This window comes from Paenisporosarcina indica, assembly GCF_001939075.1.
Taxonomy (GTDB): Bacteria; Bacillota; Bacilli; order Bacillales_A; family Planococcaceae; genus Paenisporosarcina; species Paenisporosarcina indica.
The window spans coordinates 23,332-41,565 of sequence record NZ_MPTA01000006.1 but is presented as its reverse complement, the minus strand read 5'-3'; the positions used below and the strand labels follow the sequence as shown (position 1 = coordinate 41,565).

Genomic DNA, 18,234 nt, shown 5'->3' with positions numbered 1-18,234 from the left:
TTGCACGCGGCAAATAAGGAGGAGAACTTATGCGCGAAGCAGTAATTGTAGCAGGTGCCAGAACGCCTGTAGGGAAAGCGAAAAAAGGCTCCCTTGCAACAGTCCGACCAGATGATTTTGGTGCATTAGTTGTAAAAGAAACGTTAAAACGTGCCGGCGGATATGATGGACCGATTGACGATTTCATCTTAGGATGTGCGATGCCTGAAGCGGAGCAAGGGATGAACGTAGCGCGAAACATTGGGGCACTTGCCGGTCTGCCAGATACAACACCGGCAATTACCATTAACCGATTCTGTTCATCCGGTCTTCAATCCATTGCCTTTGCAGCAGAACGCATCATGCTAGGCCACGCAGAAGCAATCATTGCAGGTGGTGTTGAATCGATGAGTATGGTGCCAATGATGGGGAATACAATACGACCGAATGCAACACTTGCTGAAACAGCACCCCAATACTATATGGGGATGGGACACACAGCTGAACAAGTTGCGACGAAGTACGGAATCACACGTGAAGAGCAAGATGCCTTTGCAGTTCGTTCACATGAACTCGCAGCTGCAGCTATTGCATCTGGAAAATACAAGGATGAAATTGTACCAGTAGAAGTACTGAAGCGATATATCGACGAAAATAACAAACCGCAAGAAAAGAAATTCATGTTTGAAATGGATGAAGGCGTTCGAGTTGGAACAAGTATAGAGACGCTCGCAAAACTTCGTCCAGTATTTAATGTGCGTGGAACTGTTACAGCTGGAAATGCATCTCAGACATCAGATGGTGCGGGTGCTGTATTAGTAATGGACCGTGAAGTGGCTGAATCGCAAGGTTTAAAACCGATGGCGAAATTCCTGTCATTTGCTGTTGGAGGAGTACCACCTGAGATTATGGGGATTGGTCCAATTGTCGCCGTACCAAAAGCTTTAAAAATTGCTGGTCTTTCAATAAAAGACATTGATTTGTGGGAAATAAATGAAGCATTTGCTTCTCAATCAATTCAAGTAGTACGTCACTTAGGAATAGATATAAATAAAGTAAATGTTAATGGTGGGGCGATTGCTCTTGGTCATCCACTGGGGGCAACAGGTTCAATTTTAAGTCTGAAAATGATTCATGAATTAAAACGTCAAGGTAAGCAATTCGGTGTTGTTACGATGTGTATTGGTGGTGGAATGGGTGCAGCCGGCGTATTCGAGATTCTTTAAAAAATAGGAGGAAACACTATGACAAACAAAACTGTAGACATGATTAAAGGTGGAAGTTTTTTACTTGAAGATATTTCACTAGATCGCGTCTTCACACCAGAAGATTTTACTGACGAACATAAAATGATTGCGAAAACAACGGAAGACTTCGTTGCAAGTGAAGTTGCCCCAGTACTTGAAAAACTAGAAAACCATGAATTTGAGCATTCTGTGAAACTACTGAAATCGGCAGGCGATTTGGGTTTACTCGGTGTAGATGTTCCAGAAAAATACGGTGGCCTTGCTTTAGATAAGATTTCTTCCGCATTAATTGCTGAAAAAATGTCTCGTGCTGGAGGTTTCTCGATTACACACGGTGCGCATGTAGGGATTGGTTCATTACCAATCGTTCTTTTTGGAAATGAAGAGCAAAAGCAAACGTACCTACCTAAACTTGCAACAGGTGAATTAATTGCGGCATACGCATTAACAGAGCCAGGTTCGGGATCAGATGCTTTAGGTGCTAAAACAACTGCTAAATTAAATGCAGAAGGAACTCACTATGTTTTAAATGGTGAAAAACAATGGATCACGAATGCAGGATTTGCAGATGTATTTGTAGTGTATGCGAAGATTAATGGAGAACAGTTTTCTGCCTTCATTGTAGAGCGTGAATTTGCTGGGGTATCAGTTGGCGCGGAAGAAAAGAAAATGGGGATTAAATCTTCTTCTACACGTACATTAATCCTTCAAGAAGCTCAAGTACCTGTAGAAAACCTACTTGGAGAAGCTGGTCGCGGTCATGTTATAGCCTTTAACATATTAAATATTGGTCGTTACAAATTGGGGGTAGGTACAGTAGGTGGCTCTAAACGTGCATTTGAGTTAGCCGTAACCTATACAAACCAACGTCAACAATTTAAGACACCTATTTCTTCTTTCAACTTAACAAAAGAAAAGTTAGCTACGATGGCATCTAAACTCTATGCTTCAGAGAGTTTAATTTATCGCACTGTTGGTTACTTTGAAGATCGCATGAGTCAATTAAGTGTGGAAGAGCAAACAGACGGAAAAGCCATTGCAGCTTCTATCGCAGAATATGCGATAGAATGCTCAATAAATAAAGTTTTCGGTACAGAAGTGTTGGATTATATTGCTGATGAAGCAGTTCAATTACACGGTGGTTACGGCTTCATGCAAGAGTATGAAGTAGAACGTATTTACCGTGATTCACGCATTAACCGTATTTTTGAAGGCACGAACGAAATTAATCGTCTTCTGATTCCAGGGACTTTCTTGCGCAAAGCTATGAAAGGCGAGCTTCCACTTCTTCAAAAGGCTCAAGCTCTTCAAGAAGAATTATTAATGATGATGCCTGAAGAAATCGAAGATACACCTTTAGCACAAGAGAAATACTTGGTACAAAATGCGAAGAAAATCGCTTTACTTGCTGCAGGTCTTGCGGCTCAACGTTACGGTACCAAGCTTGAGACAGAGCAAGAAGTACTGGTAAACATTGCAGATATCGTTAACAACTTATTTGCAATGGAATCAGCGGTTCTTCGTACGGAAAAAGCGATTCACAGAGATGGTGTTGAAAAAGCGAACCAAAAACTTTTGTATACACAAATCTTCTGTCAAGAAGCTTTCGAGTGTATTGAAAAAGATGCGAAAGAAACATTAATTGCTGCCGTTGAAGGTGATAACTTACGAATGATGCTTTCAGCACTGCGTAAATTAACACGTTCAACCCCTTACAATATCATTGCGAAAAAACGTGATGCTTCGGTTAAATTAATCAATGCTGAAAAATTTGTCGTATAACTAGGAAATCCGAACGCTTCTATATAGAAGCGTTCGGATTTTTTTACACAGATCTTGTGAGATAGTGTTTGGGGTTTTTTTGCATTTTTAATAAGAATCAAAGTTTATAAGAAACCCATTGCTTGTGTTATATATTTCGATTAATTGTAAAAGATAATTCATATAGATTTTAGTCAGGTGAAGGAAACACAAATTGGCTGCACATCAAATGAAACGAAGATCTGCAGAAATAGCTTGTATTAGGACTTGCTAAACGAATGATACGATGTCAAATTGTATGCATCGTTTCAATTGTGATTTTTACTCATAGGTAGATAGGGAGACATACAGCGAAGACTCCCTCGGATAGCGAAACAGTTTTGCGGAATATCAACAGTAGGATTTATCATAGCCTTTTGTTAAAATGGTTCTTATCAAGGAGGTTGAAAAATGACAGTTACATATTATGGATACCCGAATTGTGGGACATGTCGAAAAGCAAAAGCATGGTTAGATGAGCAAGGAGTTATATATCATGATGTGCATATCGTAGAATCCCCCCCTTCGAAAGAAGAATTAAAAAAGATAGTGGAAACTAGTGGCCTCCCATTGAAGAAGTTTTTCAACACGAGTGGGTTGAAATATCGAGAACTACAATTAAAGGATAAAATTCCAACTATGGCAGAAGACGAACAGTTTGAACTCCTATCTTCTGAGGGCATGTTAATAAAGAGACCGATTGTAACTGATGGCACAAAAGTTACTCTAGGTTATAAGGAATCCGAATTTGAAGAGAAGTGGATTAACTAAGTTTCCGTTCTTGTTTTTAGCATGAAATTATGTCAAACTGAGATTGAATAGAATACATATTTGGAGGGGTTTTAATGAGCACACCAAAAGATTTACGCTACTCTGAAGAACACGAGTGGGTTAAACTAGAAGATGGAAAAGCACGCATCGGAATTACACATTTCGCTCAATCTGAGCTTGGTGATATCGTTTTCGTAGAGCTTCCACAAGTTGGCGACGATATTAAAACGAACGAACCATTTGGAAGTGTAGAATCTGTTAAAACAGTTTCTGAACTATACGCGCCGATCAGTGGGAAAGTTGTTGAAGTGAACAGTGGATTAGAAGACAGCCCAGAATTCGTAAATGAATCTCCATATGAAAACGCATGGATGATTGTTGTCGAGCCAACGGATGTTTCGGAATTAGATTCATTAATGACGGCTGAGCAATACGAAGAAATGACTCAAGAATAATTTCGTTTGTTAAACGCCGACATTTGTTCGGCGTTTTTTGCATATGTCAAGTAGAAGTCTCTCAAATTCAGGAGTGAATCGTCATGCTTGAAGGTAAAGTCTTACTTGTAGAAGGACGTTCGGACAAACAACGAATCATGCGACTTCTTGCAGAACCAATTGAAATTATTTGTACGAACGGAACTGTCAGTCCCACCCGTTTAGAAGAGATTCTTGCTCCATATGATCATCTGGAGATTTATGTATTTGTTGACGCGGATAAATCTGGAGAGAAGTTACGTGCACTTATTAAACGCGAATTTCCCGAAGCATTTCATTTATATACAGATCCAACATATCGGGAAGTCGCGACAACCCCATTAAAATTCCTCGCGACAATCTTACTTGGAGCAAATATTGATGTGAAATCAGAATTTATTTAATAAAAGGATGAAAACAGTGAAAGAATGGACGCGTCAAGAGTGGGAAAATCAATCCAAAAATACAGTGGTTACAGCTTATTATTTATATGCCCCAATGTGTGGAACGTGCCAAGTGGCATCAAAGATGTTAGAAGTAGTGGAAGAGCTGTTGCCCAACATCCAGATGGGTCAAGCAAATTTAAACTATGTAGCAGATTTAGCCATCGACCATGAAATTGAGAGTGTACCATGTTTATTAATTACTGAAAATGGTGAAATAAGTGAAAAAATTTATGCATTTCACTCAGTTCCTTATTTGTATAATCATTTGAAAAAAAGTATTTGACGTTCACTTTTTATCATGTTACATTATCATTCGTAACTAAAAACTTAATATCGTTGCTCTTATAAAGAGAGGCTGAGGGAAGTGCCCTATGATGCCCGGCAACCGTCACATTTGTGAAATGGTGCCAAATCACTCAAAGTATTTACTTTGAAAGATGAGAGATCGGTCTAACGTATATTTTTGTGCGCTTATGTCCCTTCTGCTGATCTGCAGGAGGGGCTTTTTATTTGAAAAGAGTAGAGGTGAAGTGGAAATGATCCAATTACAAAACTTATCAAAAACGTTCGTGACAGGGAATGGCAAACTTGTTGCGGTTGATGACGTCAATATTACTGTTGATACAGGTGAGATTTTTGGCATTATCGGCTATAGTGGTGCTGGTAAAAGTACATTAATTCGATTATTGAATGGTTTAGAAAAACCAACTTCGGGCAGTGTGACTGTTAATGGCCAACAAATATCGTCAAGCTCGGGGCAAGCCCTTCGGAGTGCTAGACAAAAAGTGAGCATGATCTTCCAACATTTCAATTTACTGTGGTCTAGAACAGTAGAAGATAATATAGCGTTCCCACTTGAAATTGCTGGTATTAGCAAATCAAAACGCACGGAACGAGTAAAAGAATTAATCGAGCTTGTTGGATTAAAAGGAAAAGAAAAAGCATATCCTTCACAATTATCAGGTGGACAAAAGCAACGTGTGGGAATTGCGCGTGCATTAGCAAATAATCCAGAGGTATTACTTTGTGATGAAGCGACTTCTGCTTTGGATCCAGAAACAACCGATGCCATTTTAGAATTACTTGTTGATATTAATAAACGTTTAGGACTAACCATTGTATTAATTACACACGAAATGCATGTCATTCGAAAAATTTGTCACCGTGTCGCTGTAATGGAAGCAGGGAAAGTGGTAGAAATGGGTAGCGTGCTTGACATCTTCCAGAAACCACAGCAAGACATAACAAAACGTTTTGTTGCACAAATTAACGGACCAGAAGAAGCAAATCAAACGATTGCTCATCTTGTAGAACAATATCCTTCAGGAAAACTAGTAAAACTTGTGTTTGTTGGCGATCGAACTGAACAACCAATACTTTCAAGATTAATCAAACAATATCAAGTGGAAGTAAACATTGTACAAGGGAATATTGCTCAAACTCAAAACGGGGCTTATGGAACGTTGTATTTACAAATTGAAGGTGAGTCATTAGCTATTGAGAAAGCCATTCAGTATTTACATGGGCAAGACGTTCAAACGGAGGTGATCTCACATGCTTGAAAAACTTCTACCGAATGTCGATTGGATTAACATGTGGGAAGCAGCATTAGAAACTCTTTATATGACTGCATTGGCTACTGGTTTTACTTTCATAATCGGATTAGCACTGGGAATTACATTGTTTTTGACAAGCCCACGCCAATTATGGGCAAATAAGCTGGTCAACTGGTTAACAGGTGCCTTCGTCAATATCTTTCGATCGATTCCTTTTATCATATTAATCATTTTGTTAATTCCATTTACCAAGCTTTTACTGGGATCCATTCGCGGTCCAGACGCAGCATTGCCGGCATTAATAATTGGTGCTGCACCGTTCTATGCAAGAATGGTTTTAATTGCACTGCGTGAAATTGATAAAGGAGTAATTGAAGCTGCCCGCTCGATGGGTGCTAAGACCTCAACAATTATTTGGAAAGTTTTATTGCCAGAGTCATTGCCGGCCTTATTGTCAGGTCTTACTGTCACGGCAGTTGCACTCGTTGGCTATACCGCAATGGCTGGAATAATCGGTGCCGGTGGATTGGGAACATTAGCATTTCAGGATGGCTTCCAACGTAGTCGAGAAGATGTAACACTTGTGGCTACAATTATCATCTTAATCATCGTCTTTATCATCCAATGGGTGGGAGACTCAATTACTTCAAAAGCAGATAAACGTTAATTTGGTGCTGTCGAATGTAAATTCGTACACATATAAAAGCAAAAAGGGAGAGTAAAATTATGAAGAAATTTGTAGCAGGAATTTTATTGACAGTAAGTGCAATCACTCTAGCAGCATGTGGTGGCGATAAAGAGTCTTCGGGTGGAGACAACAAAGAATTAGTTGTAGGAGCATCAAACGGTGTTCATACCGAAGTTTTAGAAAAAGTACAACCTATACTTGAAGAACAAGGGATCGACCTAGTTATCGAAACGTACCAAGACTATGTTTTACCTAACCAAGATTTAGAATCTGGTGAATTGGATGCCAACTATTTTCAACATATACCATACCTAGAATCACAAATTGCTGATCATGGCTATGATTTTGTCAATGCTGGTGGAATTCATATTGAACCAATCGGTGTGTACTCTAAAAAATATAAATCATTGGATGAACTTCCAGATGGGGCAACAATCTTAATCAGTAATTCAGTGGCCGATCACGGTCGTGTTCTTTCAATTTTAGAAGCTGAAGGTTTAATTAAATTAGCTGAAGGAATCGATAAAACAAAAGCTGAAGTAAAAGATATCGTCGACAACCCGAAAAACTTAGTATTTGATGCAGAGTACGAAGCAGCACTCCTTGTTCAAATGTATGAAAATGAAGAAGGCGACGCTGTGTTGATTAACTCAAACTATGCAATCGATGCTGACATCAACCCATTGGAAGATTCAATTGCAATTGAAAAAACGGATTCGCCATATGTAAATATCATTGCAGTTCAAGCTGGTAATGAAGACAATAAAGAAGTTAAAGCATTAGTTGAAGCATTAACATCAAAAGAAATTCAAGATTTCATTTTAGAAAAATGGGGCGGCTCTGTCGTACCAGTTAAATAATAGCCTTATCCAGACGTCGGGGTTCCCCGGCGTCTTTTGTAATTAGAATATAATTTCAGACTCCCGCGAATCTAGTATTTTGTGGATGTCTCCCACAATTTTTAATATTCTCAATGTAAAGCCCAAAGATGGTGAGTGGTATTAGGGCATCTATTTTCTGTATTTTGTATAATGGTGCAGTATTCAGACTTTCATAGCTACCTGTTAACCTGGATTTGTCAGTGAACATTATCACTTTTCAATCACGAATGTTAGCATAATCGTCAGTCGATTTACAGGTAATCACAACTAGTAACTTTTCACATTGGAATCTCAATTTTCTTGCAGTTGCGACTATTCGAAACCGTCTTTACATCGCATTTTGGCTATGTTAGGCTTGCAAAGAAAATAAGTTCACATTCAAAGGAGATTCAAAATGAAAAAATTATTATTCCTAATCGCTTCACTTTCTTTAGTACTGGCTGCTTGTTCATCAGACAAAGAAGAAGCCACTGACACAAAAACAACTGGAGCTACTTCTACTGAAGAAAAAGCTAATCCAGCTGCAGATATGATGAACTTTTATTTATCAATTTCACAATCAATTAACGAAGTTGATGCTGATTTAAATGCTTTTGATAATGCACAAGCAAAAGATTCTCTTCCTGAAGGTGCTGAGCTTCAAACAATGAGAGAAAATGCTAAAAATGCTGCTGTTAATGCATCTGCTAAAGTTGAATCACTTGAAATTCCTGCAGGCTTAACAGAACAGCAAGATGCTATTGAAGGTGCTTTAGCAAAAATTCAAGAAGCATATACAATGAAATCAGAAGCACTAGCCGCTGAAGGTGAAGTTGTAGTAGATGAAGCGAATGCTAAATTCCAAGAAGCTGATACTGAATTAAATGCAGTACTTGAAGAAGTTGGTTTAGTGGGTTCAAGCATTTACAACGAAGTTTCACTATAAGAAAGTGTTTGTCCGTATTTGCCGAGTACACTGAAAAAGTCTATAAAATAAAGTTTTACTTAAGCGATCATTCTTCGACTAATCGAGGAATGATCGCTTGTTTTTTATTGCGCTGTACCTGAATTTGATGTGAACCATATACCTAGGCAGAACCAGCGTAAGCGCATTTCAAATGGTAGCCATAGCGAGTAGTCTGGCACTAATTTATTCATGCTTCTCGACGTCGGCATCCACAAATCGCAGAAGTGTTATTATAGGGATTACTCAGTCCTGTTTATAATGATGAACTTTATCCGGGGCCAATTTTCCACGCACGAACTTTTTTGTTTAGAACATTTCCATCTGGGTATACATATACATGTGAAGGATAACAACTTGTAAATTGAGTTGAAAATTTGAAAGGAATGATTCATTATCCAAGCACTATATTTCAACTACACTGAACAAATGGACCACGCATTTAGAAGTTCACACGGTGTGGGATTCGTCGATTATCAAAATAATCCTGACGTTCGATTGCAAGTGGAAATGAAAAGAGAGCGTGATTATGAAGCAGGCCAACAAGCATCAGCTCAATTAGATAGACTGGCACACCGCGATTCATAAAGTGAAAATTTGTAAAGTCAATGAACCTAGTTCATTGACTTTTTTGTTTAAAAAGAGAGTGAAATACATTCTCAATTAGGATATCAGTATTGAAAATGAAATGAATAGACTTTGAGACTTCGAGAAGGCACACTACTATTAGCCGATTTCAATGGTATTGGACTTTTATTCTATATAGATTGAACCGTTTAAAAGATTTGCATGGGCTCATTATTTCAGTTAAGATTAGAATGATAATAAATTAAGAATGGCTTTTTCATTCATTTATACACTTGGAGGTAGTAAAATGTCCACTTTAGTTATTCAAGATCTTCATGTTGCCATTGATGGCAAGGAGATTCTTAAAGGTCTAAACCTTACAATTAACACGAACGAAATTCATGCGATTATGGGACCTAATGGTACTGGTAAATCGACATTAGCATCTGCAATTATGGGTCACCCTAAATACGAAGTTACTTCTGGATCTGTCACTTTAGATGGGGAAAATGTTCTTGAGATGGAAGTTAATGAACGTGCACAAGCAGGTCTTTTCCTGGCTATGCAATATCCAAGTGAAATAAATGGCGTTACAAATGCAGACTTCTTACGTTCTGCAATTAACTCACGTCGAGAAGAAGGCGATGAAATTTCAATCATGAAATTTATTCGTGAGCTCGATTCGAAAATGGAATACCTTGAAATGGATCAAGATATGGCACAACGTTATTTAAATGAAGGTTTCTCAGGTGGGGAAAAGAAACGCAATGAAATTCTTCAATTAATGATGCTTCAACCTAAATTTGCGATTCTTGATGAGATTGACTCTGGTCTAGATATCGATGCTCTTAAAGTTGTTTCAAAAGGAATTAACCAAATGCGTGGAGAAGGTTTTGGTTGTTTGATCATTACCCATTACCAACGCTTACTTAACTACATTACGCCAGATCATGTACATGTGATGATGCAAGGCCGCGTAGTTAAAACAGGTGGTCCTGAACTTGCGCACAAATTAGAAGCACAAGGTTATGACTGGATTAAAGATGAATTAGGAATTGAAGATGAAACTGTAGGCCAAGAAGCGTAAGGAAAGGAGATATACACATGACGGTTGAAACGAAATTGGCATTAACCGAACAAGATGTACGCTCCTATTCAACTGCGAAACAAGAACCTTCTTGGTTTGCTGAATATCGTGTACAAGCTTTACAGGCGGCAGAGAATCTGCCATTGCCAACACCAGACAAAACAAAAATTGATAAGTGGAATTTCACGGATTTCCCAGTTCATGCAGTGGAAAGTGACACGTTTGCATCACTTGCTGATTTACCAGAAGAAGTGAAAGCCATTGTTACAGACAATCAAAAAAATATTTATATTCAACGCAATAATACACCTGCTTATTTACAAGTTTCTGACGAGTTAACCGCACAAGGTGTTATTTTTACCGATATATTCACGGCGGTACGCGAACACAGTCAGCTAGTCCAAAAGTATTTCATGACGAACGGTGTCAAAACGGATGAGCATAAACTTGCCAGTTTAAACGCAGCATTATTAAATGGCGGTGTCTTTTTATACGTTCCTAAGAATGTAGAAGTAGTTGAGCCTTTGCAAGTAGTTTTCTTACATGATAACGCTCAAGCTTCTCTGTTTAACCATACAATTGTTGTAGCTGATGCGAATAGCTCAGTAACTTATGTAGAAAACTATCTATCAACAGTTACTGACGCAGTTGGAATTGTTAATATTATTTCTGAAGTATTTGCTGAAGACAATGCACGTGTAACATACGGAGCTGTGGATGTTTTAGCACAAGGAATCACTACCTATGTCAATCGTCGCGGAGTTGCAAATCGTAACTCACGTATTGAGTGGGCGCTGGGCTTAATGAATGATGGAGATACCATTTCTGAAAACGTTACTCATTTAGTTGGTGACGGTTCTTATGGGGATACAAAAATGGTGGTTGTTGGTCGTGGAAAACAAAAACAAAACTTTACAACCAAAATTATTCACTGGGGTAAACACTCAGAAGGCTATATCCTTAAACATGGTGTAATGAAAGATGAAGCTTCTTCCATCTTTAACGGAATCGGTAAAATCGAGTACGGTGCTACAAAAGCAAACGCGGAACAAGAGTCACGCGTGTTAATGTTGAATGAAAAAGCACGTGGTGACGCAAACCCTATTTTATTGATTGATGAAGATGATGTTACAGCTGGACACGCAGCCTCTGTTGGACGCGTTGATCCACTTCAACTTTACTACTTGATGAGTCGTGGTATTTCTAAACAAGATGCAGAACGATTAGTTATTCATGGGTTCCTTGCACCAGTTGTAAATGTATTGCCAATTGAAGGCGTTAAAAAGCAGCTGACGGAGGTTATTGAAAGGAAAGTGCGCTAATGATTAATAATGAAATTAAAAGCTATTTTCCAATTTTGAATCAAGAAGTAAACGGGCATCCACTCGTTTATCTTGATAGTGCAGCAACTTCTCAAAAACCAATTCAAGTCATAGAAGCTATATCCAACTATTACCGTTTTGATAATTCAAATGTTCACCGTGGTGTGCACACACTTGGGAACCGTGCGACTGAAAGTTATGAAGGGGCACGCGAAAAAGTGCGTAACTTTATTTCGGCGAAGTCTACACAAGAAATTATTTTTATGCGTGGAACTACGACTGCAATTAATACGGTGGCACAAAGCTATGGTAGTGCAAATGTCCAAGAGGGCGATGAAATCGTCATCACATACATGGAGCATCATTCGAATATTATTCCTTGGCAGCAACTAGCGAAACAAAAAGGTGCAGTTTTAAAATACGTGGACCTTGAAGAGGATGGAACATTATCCTTGGAAAAAGTTCGTGAGACCATTACAGAACGCACTAAAATTGTGTCAATTATGTATGTGTCAAATGTCCTTGGAACAATGAATCCCATAAAAGAAATTGCGCAAATTGCACATGAAAATGGAGCAATTATGGTAGTAGACGGTGCACAAGCGGCACCTCATTTACGTATCGACGTTCAAGATTTAGACTGTGATTTCTTAGCGTTTTCTGGTCATAAAATGTGCGGACCTACTGGAATTGGCGTGTTATATGGCAAGAAAGAGTTGCTTGAGCAAATGGAACCTGTTGAATTTGGTGGCGAAATGATCGACTTTGTTGGGTTGTTTGACTCAACTTGGAAAGAGCTTCCATGGAAGTTCGAAGGTGGGACGCCGATTATCGCAGGTGCTGTCGGCTTAGCGGCAGCAATTGATTTCTTAGAAGAGATTGGTCTCGATGAAATAGAGAAACATGAACATGAACTGGCATCTTATGCTATGGATCGTATGTCCACTATCAAAGGATTATCCATATTTGGACCTAAAGATCCTGGCGAAAGAGCAGGAATAGTCACGTTTAACTTAGACGATGTCCATCCGCATGATGTTGCGACGGTGCTAGATATGAACGGAATTGCCGTACGTGCCGGACATCATTGTGCACAACCTCTTATGAAGTGGTTGCAAGTAACAGCAACTGCACGTGCCAGTTTTTATCTATACAACTCGGTTGATGATATCGATCGATTAGTAGCTGGACTTAACACGGCGAAGGAGTATTTCAACGATGTCTTTTAATAATTTAGATCAACTTTATAGAACTGTGATCATGGACCATTACAAAAAACCTCGTAACAAAGGGTCACTTGAAGATGGTAGTGTCACAATTGATATGAATAATCCTACATGCGGTGACCGTATTCATTTAACATTGCAAGTTACTGATGGAATCGTAGAGAATGCAAAATTTGATGGAGAAGGCTGTTCGATTTCTATGGCCTCAGCATCCATGATGACGCAAGCTGTAAAAGGCAAGCCTGTGGATGAAGCATTGAAACTGTCAACGATTTTCTCAGATATCATGCTTGGTAAAGAATATGATGATTCTATTGACTTGGGTGATATCGAAGCTTTAGCAGGAGTTGCCAAATTCCCAGCACGTATCAAGTGTGCGACACTTGCTTGGAAAGCCATGGAAAAGGGCGTACAAAACGAATCACATTCGTAATAGAACGGAGGAAAGATGATGGCTAAAAAAATGCCTGAAATCGGCGATTACAAATATGGTTTCCACGATAAAGACGTATCTATTTTCCGTTCAAAACGTGGACTAACACGTGAAATCGTTGAAACAATTTCTAGTATGAAAGAAGAACCTCAATGGATGTTGGATTACCGTCTAAAATCTTTAGAGTTATTTTATGCAAAACCAATGCCACAATGGGGTGGCGATTTAAATTCACTGAACTTTGATGAGATTACTTATTATGTAAAACCATCTGAAGCATCACAAACATCTTGGGATGAAGTACCTGAGGAAATTAAACGAACGTTTGATAAATTAGGTATTCCCGAAGCAGAGCAAAAATATTTGGCAGGAGTATCTGCTCAATATGAATCTGAAGTTGTTTATCACAACATGAAGCAAGAACTTGAAGATCAAGGGATCGTCTTTAAAGATACTGGATCAGCTTTACGTGAAAACGAAGAACTTTTCAAAAAACACTGGGGTACAGTAATTCCAAACACAGATAACAAGTTCGCTGCATTAAACTCGGCTGTATGGTCAGGTGGATCTTTCATCTATGTCCCACCGGGCATTAAAGTAGAATCCCCACTGCAAGCGTACTTCCGAATTAACTCTGAAAACATGGGTCAATTCGAGCGCACGTTAATCATCGTTGATGAAGGTGCGTCAGTTCACTATGTTGAAGGATGTACAGCTCCTGTTTACACAACAAACTCACTACACAGTGCAGTTGTTGAAATCATTATTAAAAAAGATGCATATTGCCGCTATACAACAATTCAAAACTGGGCTAACAATGTGTATAACCTAGTGACGAAACGTGCTGTATGTGACGCAAATGCAACGATGGAATGGATTGATGGTAACATCGGTTCTAAATTGACGATGAAGTACCCAGCTGTCATCTTAAAAGGCGAAGGTTCTCGTGGTATGACATTATCAATTGCACTTGCAGGTAAAGGGCAACACCAAGATGCTGGCGCTAAAATGATTCACTTAGCTCCAAATACGTCATCAACGATTATTTCGAAATCTATTTCGAAACAAGGTGGTAAAGTAACGTACCGCGGTGTCGTTCGTTTTGGTCCTAAAGCGTCAGGTGCACGTTCAAATATCGAATGTGATACATTGATCATGGATAACTTATCTACTTCAGATACCATTCCTTACAACGAAATCTTGAATGATAATGTCTCTTTAGAACATGAAGCGAAAGTTTCAAAAGTGTCTGAAGAACAATTATTCTACTTGATGAGTCGAGGGATTACGCAAGAAGAAGCAACTGAAATGATCGTAATGGGCTTCATTGAGCCATTCACAAAAGAATTACCGATGGAATATGCAGTTGAGATGAACCGTTTGATTAAATTCGAAATGGAAGGCTCAATCGGCTAACATTTGATATCTCAACATGCAGACACTAGATGAATAAAAAATGTCTCTGGAATCGATATGATTCTGGAGGCATTTTTTTGACAGTAAGATTCTTGATTAGGAGAAATAGCGTTAATTCATCAAGTTAGAGTTAAAGTTGATCAAGTAATATCAAAAGTTGATCATAAAACATAGTAAGGCAACAAAACCCAGTCGCATTAAATTAAATATTTTTATAGTTAGACCTATGCTAATACGAGTGGCTATTTATTTTATTTATGAAAATTATGGTATGATAATGAAAAAATGGAGTGTGATAATGGATGATTCTTGTTGGCCTAACTGGATGGGGAGACCATCCTGATATTTATAGCACACAATCAAAAAGCACTGAAAAGTTAATTGATTATAGCTCCCATTTTCCGGTTGTCGAACTCGATGCAGCATTTTATGCCATACAACCAGCACGAAATATGCGGAAGTGGGTTAGTGAAACTCCTGATAATTTTCAATTTATAGTAAAAGCCTATCAAGGAATTACAGGTCATCATCGTGGGGAATTGCCTTTTGAATCAACTGAGGAAATGTTTGCCTTATATAGAGAATCTTTAGAACCTTTAATTCAGGCAAAGAAACTTGGGATGGTATTAGTCCAATTCCCACCGTGGTTTGATTGCCAAAAAAAACATATTTCTTACATAAATGAAGTGAAAGACCAGCTTAAAGAATTACCCCTTACGATTGAGTTTCGCCATCAGTCGTGGTACTACTCGGAATACAGGGAGAAAACGCTCGATTTTTTAAAGAATAACAACTGGATACATTCTGTATGTGACGAACCTCAGGCTGGGGAAGGGAGTATCCCGCTTGTTCCCATCGTAACGAGGGAAGATCATGTTTTGCTCAGACTGCATGGTCGCAATGTTCATGGATGGAAAAATCCTGGAAATGACCAAAAATGGAGGGAAGTCCGTTATTTATACGATTACAATTTGGCGGAGTTGACTGAAATAGCAGATGTGGTGAGATTGCTTGAAGGGCAAGCCGAACATGTAACGGTATTGTTCAACAACAATTCGGGTGGACACGCAGCCAATAATGCCAAGCAATTTATGCGATTGTTGGATCTTGAATATGAAGGGCTTGCGCCTAAACAGCTAGATATATTTGAAGGAGAATGGTAATGGAGTATGTATTATTAGCACTCATCGGATTGTTTTCCGGTGTTGTCGGTGCCTTGGTGGGACTTGGCGGAGGTATCATTCTGGTTCCTGCTACCTTGTTTTTAGGTGGTTCTCTAGGCTTAATTCCAGGGATTACGCCACAGAATGTAGTAGGATTATCTGTAATCATGATGATTTTTACAGGTTTGGCTTCGACGATGACCTATATGAAATCAAAAACGGTAGATTATCGTAGCGGGCTGATTTTTTTTGTGGGGAGCATACCTGGCACCATTTTGGGAGCTTGGGTCAATAAAGGATTGGACTTGCCATCGTTTAATTTGTATTTTGGGATTTTATTGATCATACTGTCGACTTTGCTTCTGATTCGGAAGTATTTAAAACCAGTACAATGGTTTGTGAATAACGGCAAGAAAAAAACATTTACGGATCCTCATGGAACAAATCATGTGTATGGATATCCAGTTTGGTTTGCACTGTTACTTACTTTTGGTGTCGGTTTTGCTTCTGGATTGTTTGGTATTGGTGGAGGATCGATTATTGTTCCTGCCATGATATTGTTGTTCTTATTTCCTCCACATGTTGCCGTTGGTACATCGATGTTTATGGTATTCCTTTCGTCAATTGTCAATTCAGCTAGCCATATCTCGCTTGGAAACGTGCCTTGGTTCTACACGATTCCAGTCGTACCTGCTGCTTTTATCGGAGCAAAGATTGGGGCATCCTTAAATCAACGAATAAAATCGGAAACATTAGTATTTGCGTTACGTATTATCTTATTATTACTCGGTATTCGTTCGATTGTAGCGGGACTGATGGGGTAAGGAGTTGGTCTAATGATTGAAACCATCCATTTTTATCATACAAATGACTTACACAGTCACTTTCAACATTGGCCACGAATTCATGAACTCGTGACAAGTCGGAAAAAATGGCATCATGAAGAAGGCGAATCAAGCTTTACGCTGGATCTTGGTGATCATATTGATCGATCACATATTTTTACAGAGGGAACATTAGGTAAAGGCAATGTTGAACTCTTAAATAAAGCTCAATATGATGTTGCAACAATTGGTAACAATGAAGGAATTACGCTTTCACATAGTGAGTTAGAAAATCTTTATAGCGATGCTCAATTTGATGTAGTTGTTGGAAACTTGAGGTATGAGAATGGTGAACTACCGAAATGGTTGATGCCAACTACTATATTAACAACCCTTAATGGAACAAAAATTGGTGTAACGGCTCTAACAGCCGAATTCACCCATTTTTATCACCAGTTAGGCTGGCAAGTAACGAACGCATTTGAGGCATTAAAACATCAAGTAGATGTATTGAAATCTCAAACTGATATGCTGATCTGCTTGTCCCACTTAGGAATTAACGCTGATGAAACAATCGCTGAACAATTTCCCGACATTGATGTCATATTTGGTGCACATACACATCATATTTTACACGAAGGGAAAGTGGTCAATAATTCACTTTTAGCGGCAGCCGGTAAATTTGGATATTTTGTTGGTCATGTTACGGTTGATTTTAATTTAGACTCGAAAAAACTCGAGAAAAAACAGGCACTTTTATATGATACAAATGAGCTCAAGCAATGCCCTAACGAAAAGCAATTTCTTGATGAATTAGTTAATGTTGGGAAAGAAAACTTGTTGGAAACAGCTTTTTATCAACCGGTATCACTCCAAAAGGAATGGTTCAAAGAATCAGCTTTGTCTACCTTTTTCGGAGAAGCAATCACTACATTTTGCGAAGCGGATTGTGCATTATTTAATGCAGGCATATTTTTATCGGATTTAAAAGCGGAGGAAGTTTCCCATTTTGATATTCATAAAATGATGCCACATCCAATTAATCCATGTGTCATTGAACTTACTGGAGCACAATTAGTTGAGATTTATCAGTTATCATTAAATGAAAGCTGGCCAAATCTCGAGATTAAAGGATTAGGTTTTCGTGGTGTTGTAATGGGTAAAATGATCACACATCAATTTAACGTAGTGGATAAAGTATTATTCATTCAAAATAAACGCATAGAACCTGCAGAGATTGTACGTTTAGCCACGCTCGATATGTTCACTTTTGGTTATTTTTACCCATTACTTAAAGAGTTGCCAAAGACTTATTTTATGCCTGATTTTATTCGAGACGTAGTGATTAATTATGGTCAAAAACAACAGCAAGTTTTGGAATAATATGAACCTCCTCGTAGTACCATGACGTA

At 38.6% G+C, this 18,234-nt stretch carries 19 protein-coding genes and 1 riboswitch; all 19 genes read left to right on the top strand.

The features are described from left to right. Positions 1-29 precede the first annotated feature (29 nt). The 19 genes from GY23_RS13625 (at position 30) to GY23_RS13540 (ending at position 18,205) form a co-directional block, all read left to right on the top strand. Positions 30-1,205, top strand: a complete 1,176-nt coding sequence (locus GY23_RS13625; protein WP_075619776.1) for an acetyl-CoA C-acetyltransferase — start codon at positions 30-32, stop codon at positions 1,203-1,205. Between the two features lie 18 nt (positions 1,206-1,223). Further along, positions 1,224-3,008: an acyl-CoA dehydrogenase family protein gene (locus GY23_RS13620; RefSeq protein WP_075619775.1), complete on the top strand. Its 1,785-nt coding sequence runs from the start codon at positions 1,224-1,226 to the stop codon at positions 3,006-3,008. A gap of 429 nt (positions 3,009-3,437) precedes the next feature. Next, positions 3,438-3,797 (top strand): arsenate reductase family protein, encoded by a 360-nt coding sequence (locus GY23_RS13615; protein ID WP_075619774.1) that lies wholly within the window; start codon positions 3,438-3,440, stop codon positions 3,795-3,797. 74 nt (positions 3,798-3,871) lie between these two features. Beyond that, positions 3,872-4,252, top strand: coding sequence for a glycine cleavage system protein GcvH (gene gcvH, locus GY23_RS13610; protein ID WP_075619773.1), 381 nt, complete (start codon positions 3,872-3,874; stop codon positions 4,250-4,252). A gap of 83 nt (positions 4,253-4,335) precedes the next feature. Beyond that, positions 4,336-4,674, top strand: a complete 339-nt coding sequence (locus tag GY23_RS13605; RefSeq protein ID WP_075619772.1) for a toprim domain-containing protein — start codon at positions 4,336-4,338, stop codon at positions 4,672-4,674. 16 nt (positions 4,675-4,690) lie between these two features. Then, the gene (locus GY23_RS13600) at positions 4,691-4,999 is read left to right on the top strand and encodes a thioredoxin family protein (protein ID WP_075619771.1); all 309 of its coding nucleotides are present in this window, start codon (positions 4,691-4,693) and stop codon (positions 4,997-4,999) included. Positions 5,000-5,055: 56 nt separating this feature from the next. Further along, a riboswitch (SAM riboswitch) is annotated at positions 5,056-5,160 on the top strand. A 92-nt stretch (positions 5,161-5,252) separates the two neighbouring features. Further along, on the top strand, positions 5,253-6,278 hold the full coding sequence (locus tag GY23_RS13595; protein ID WP_075619945.1) for a methionine ABC transporter ATP-binding protein: 1,026 nt from the start codon (positions 5,253-5,255) through the stop codon (positions 6,276-6,278). Continuing rightward, on the top strand, positions 6,271-6,939 hold the full coding sequence (locus GY23_RS13590) for a methionine ABC transporter permease (RefSeq protein WP_075619770.1): 669 nt from the start codon (positions 6,271-6,273) through the stop codon (positions 6,937-6,939). Before GY23_RS13595 ends, GY23_RS13590 begins: the two co-directional genes overlap by 8 nt. Positions 6,940-6,998: 59 nt before the next feature. Continuing rightward, entirely contained in the window at positions 6,999-7,820 is an 822-nt protein-coding gene (locus GY23_RS13585) for a MetQ/NlpA family ABC transporter substrate-binding protein (protein ID WP_075619769.1), read from the top strand. A 415-nt stretch (positions 7,821-8,235) separates the two neighbouring features. After that, positions 8,236-8,766 carry a hypothetical protein gene (locus GY23_RS13580; protein ID WP_075619768.1) on the top strand — a complete coding sequence of 177 codons (531 nt, stop codon included), beginning with the start codon at positions 8,236-8,238 and terminating at the stop codon, positions 8,764-8,766. Between the two features lie 447 nt (positions 8,767-9,213). Further along, complete coding sequence (locus GY23_RS18580; RefSeq protein WP_211270684.1) at positions 9,214-9,372, top strand: YuzK family famiily protein; 159 nt, start codon at positions 9,214-9,216, stop codon at positions 9,370-9,372. Positions 9,373-9,658: 286 nt separating this feature from the next. After that, a complete protein-coding gene (gene sufC, locus GY23_RS13575) occupies positions 9,659-10,438 on the top strand; it encodes a Fe-S cluster assembly ATPase SufC (RefSeq protein ID WP_075619767.1) in 780 nt (259 codons plus the stop codon). A 17-nt stretch (positions 10,439-10,455) separates the two neighbouring features. Beyond that, on the top strand, positions 10,456-11,760 hold the full coding sequence (gene sufD / locus GY23_RS13570) for a Fe-S cluster assembly protein SufD (RefSeq protein WP_075619766.1): 1,305 nt from the start codon (positions 10,456-10,458) through the stop codon (positions 11,758-11,760). Beyond that, positions 11,760-12,989 carry a cysteine desulfurase gene (locus tag GY23_RS13565; protein ID WP_075619765.1) on the top strand — a complete coding sequence of 410 codons (1,230 nt, stop codon included), beginning with the start codon at positions 11,760-11,762 and terminating at the stop codon, positions 12,987-12,989. Before sufD ends, GY23_RS13565 begins: the two co-directional genes overlap by 1 nt. Then, complete coding sequence (gene sufU, locus GY23_RS13560; protein WP_075619764.1) at positions 12,979-13,419, top strand: Fe-S cluster assembly sulfur transfer protein SufU; 441 nt, start codon at positions 12,979-12,981, stop codon at positions 13,417-13,419. Before GY23_RS13565 ends, sufU begins: the two co-directional genes overlap by 11 nt. An 18-nt stretch (positions 13,420-13,437) precedes the next feature. Beyond that, positions 13,438-14,835: a Fe-S cluster assembly protein SufB gene (sufB, locus tag GY23_RS13555; RefSeq protein ID WP_075619763.1), complete on the top strand. Its 1,398-nt coding sequence runs from the start codon at positions 13,438-13,440 to the stop codon at positions 14,833-14,835. A gap of 302 nt (positions 14,836-15,137) precedes the next feature. Next, positions 15,138-15,998 carry a DUF72 domain-containing protein gene (locus tag GY23_RS13550; protein ID WP_075619762.1) on the top strand — a complete coding sequence of 287 codons (861 nt, stop codon included), beginning with the start codon at positions 15,138-15,140 and terminating at the stop codon, positions 15,996-15,998. Further along, the gene (locus tag GY23_RS13545) at positions 15,998-16,822 is read left to right on the top strand and encodes a sulfite exporter TauE/SafE family protein (RefSeq protein ID WP_075619761.1); all 825 of its coding nucleotides are present in this window, start codon (positions 15,998-16,000) and stop codon (positions 16,820-16,822) included. The genes GY23_RS13550 and GY23_RS13545 overlap by 1 nt, the downstream gene beginning before the upstream one ends. Positions 16,823-16,834: 12 nt before the next feature. Then, positions 16,835-18,205, top strand: a complete 1,371-nt coding sequence (locus tag GY23_RS13540; RefSeq protein ID WP_075619760.1) for a bifunctional metallophosphatase/5'-nucleotidase — start codon at positions 16,835-16,837, stop codon at positions 18,203-18,205. Positions 18,206-18,234: the final 29 nt, after the last annotated feature.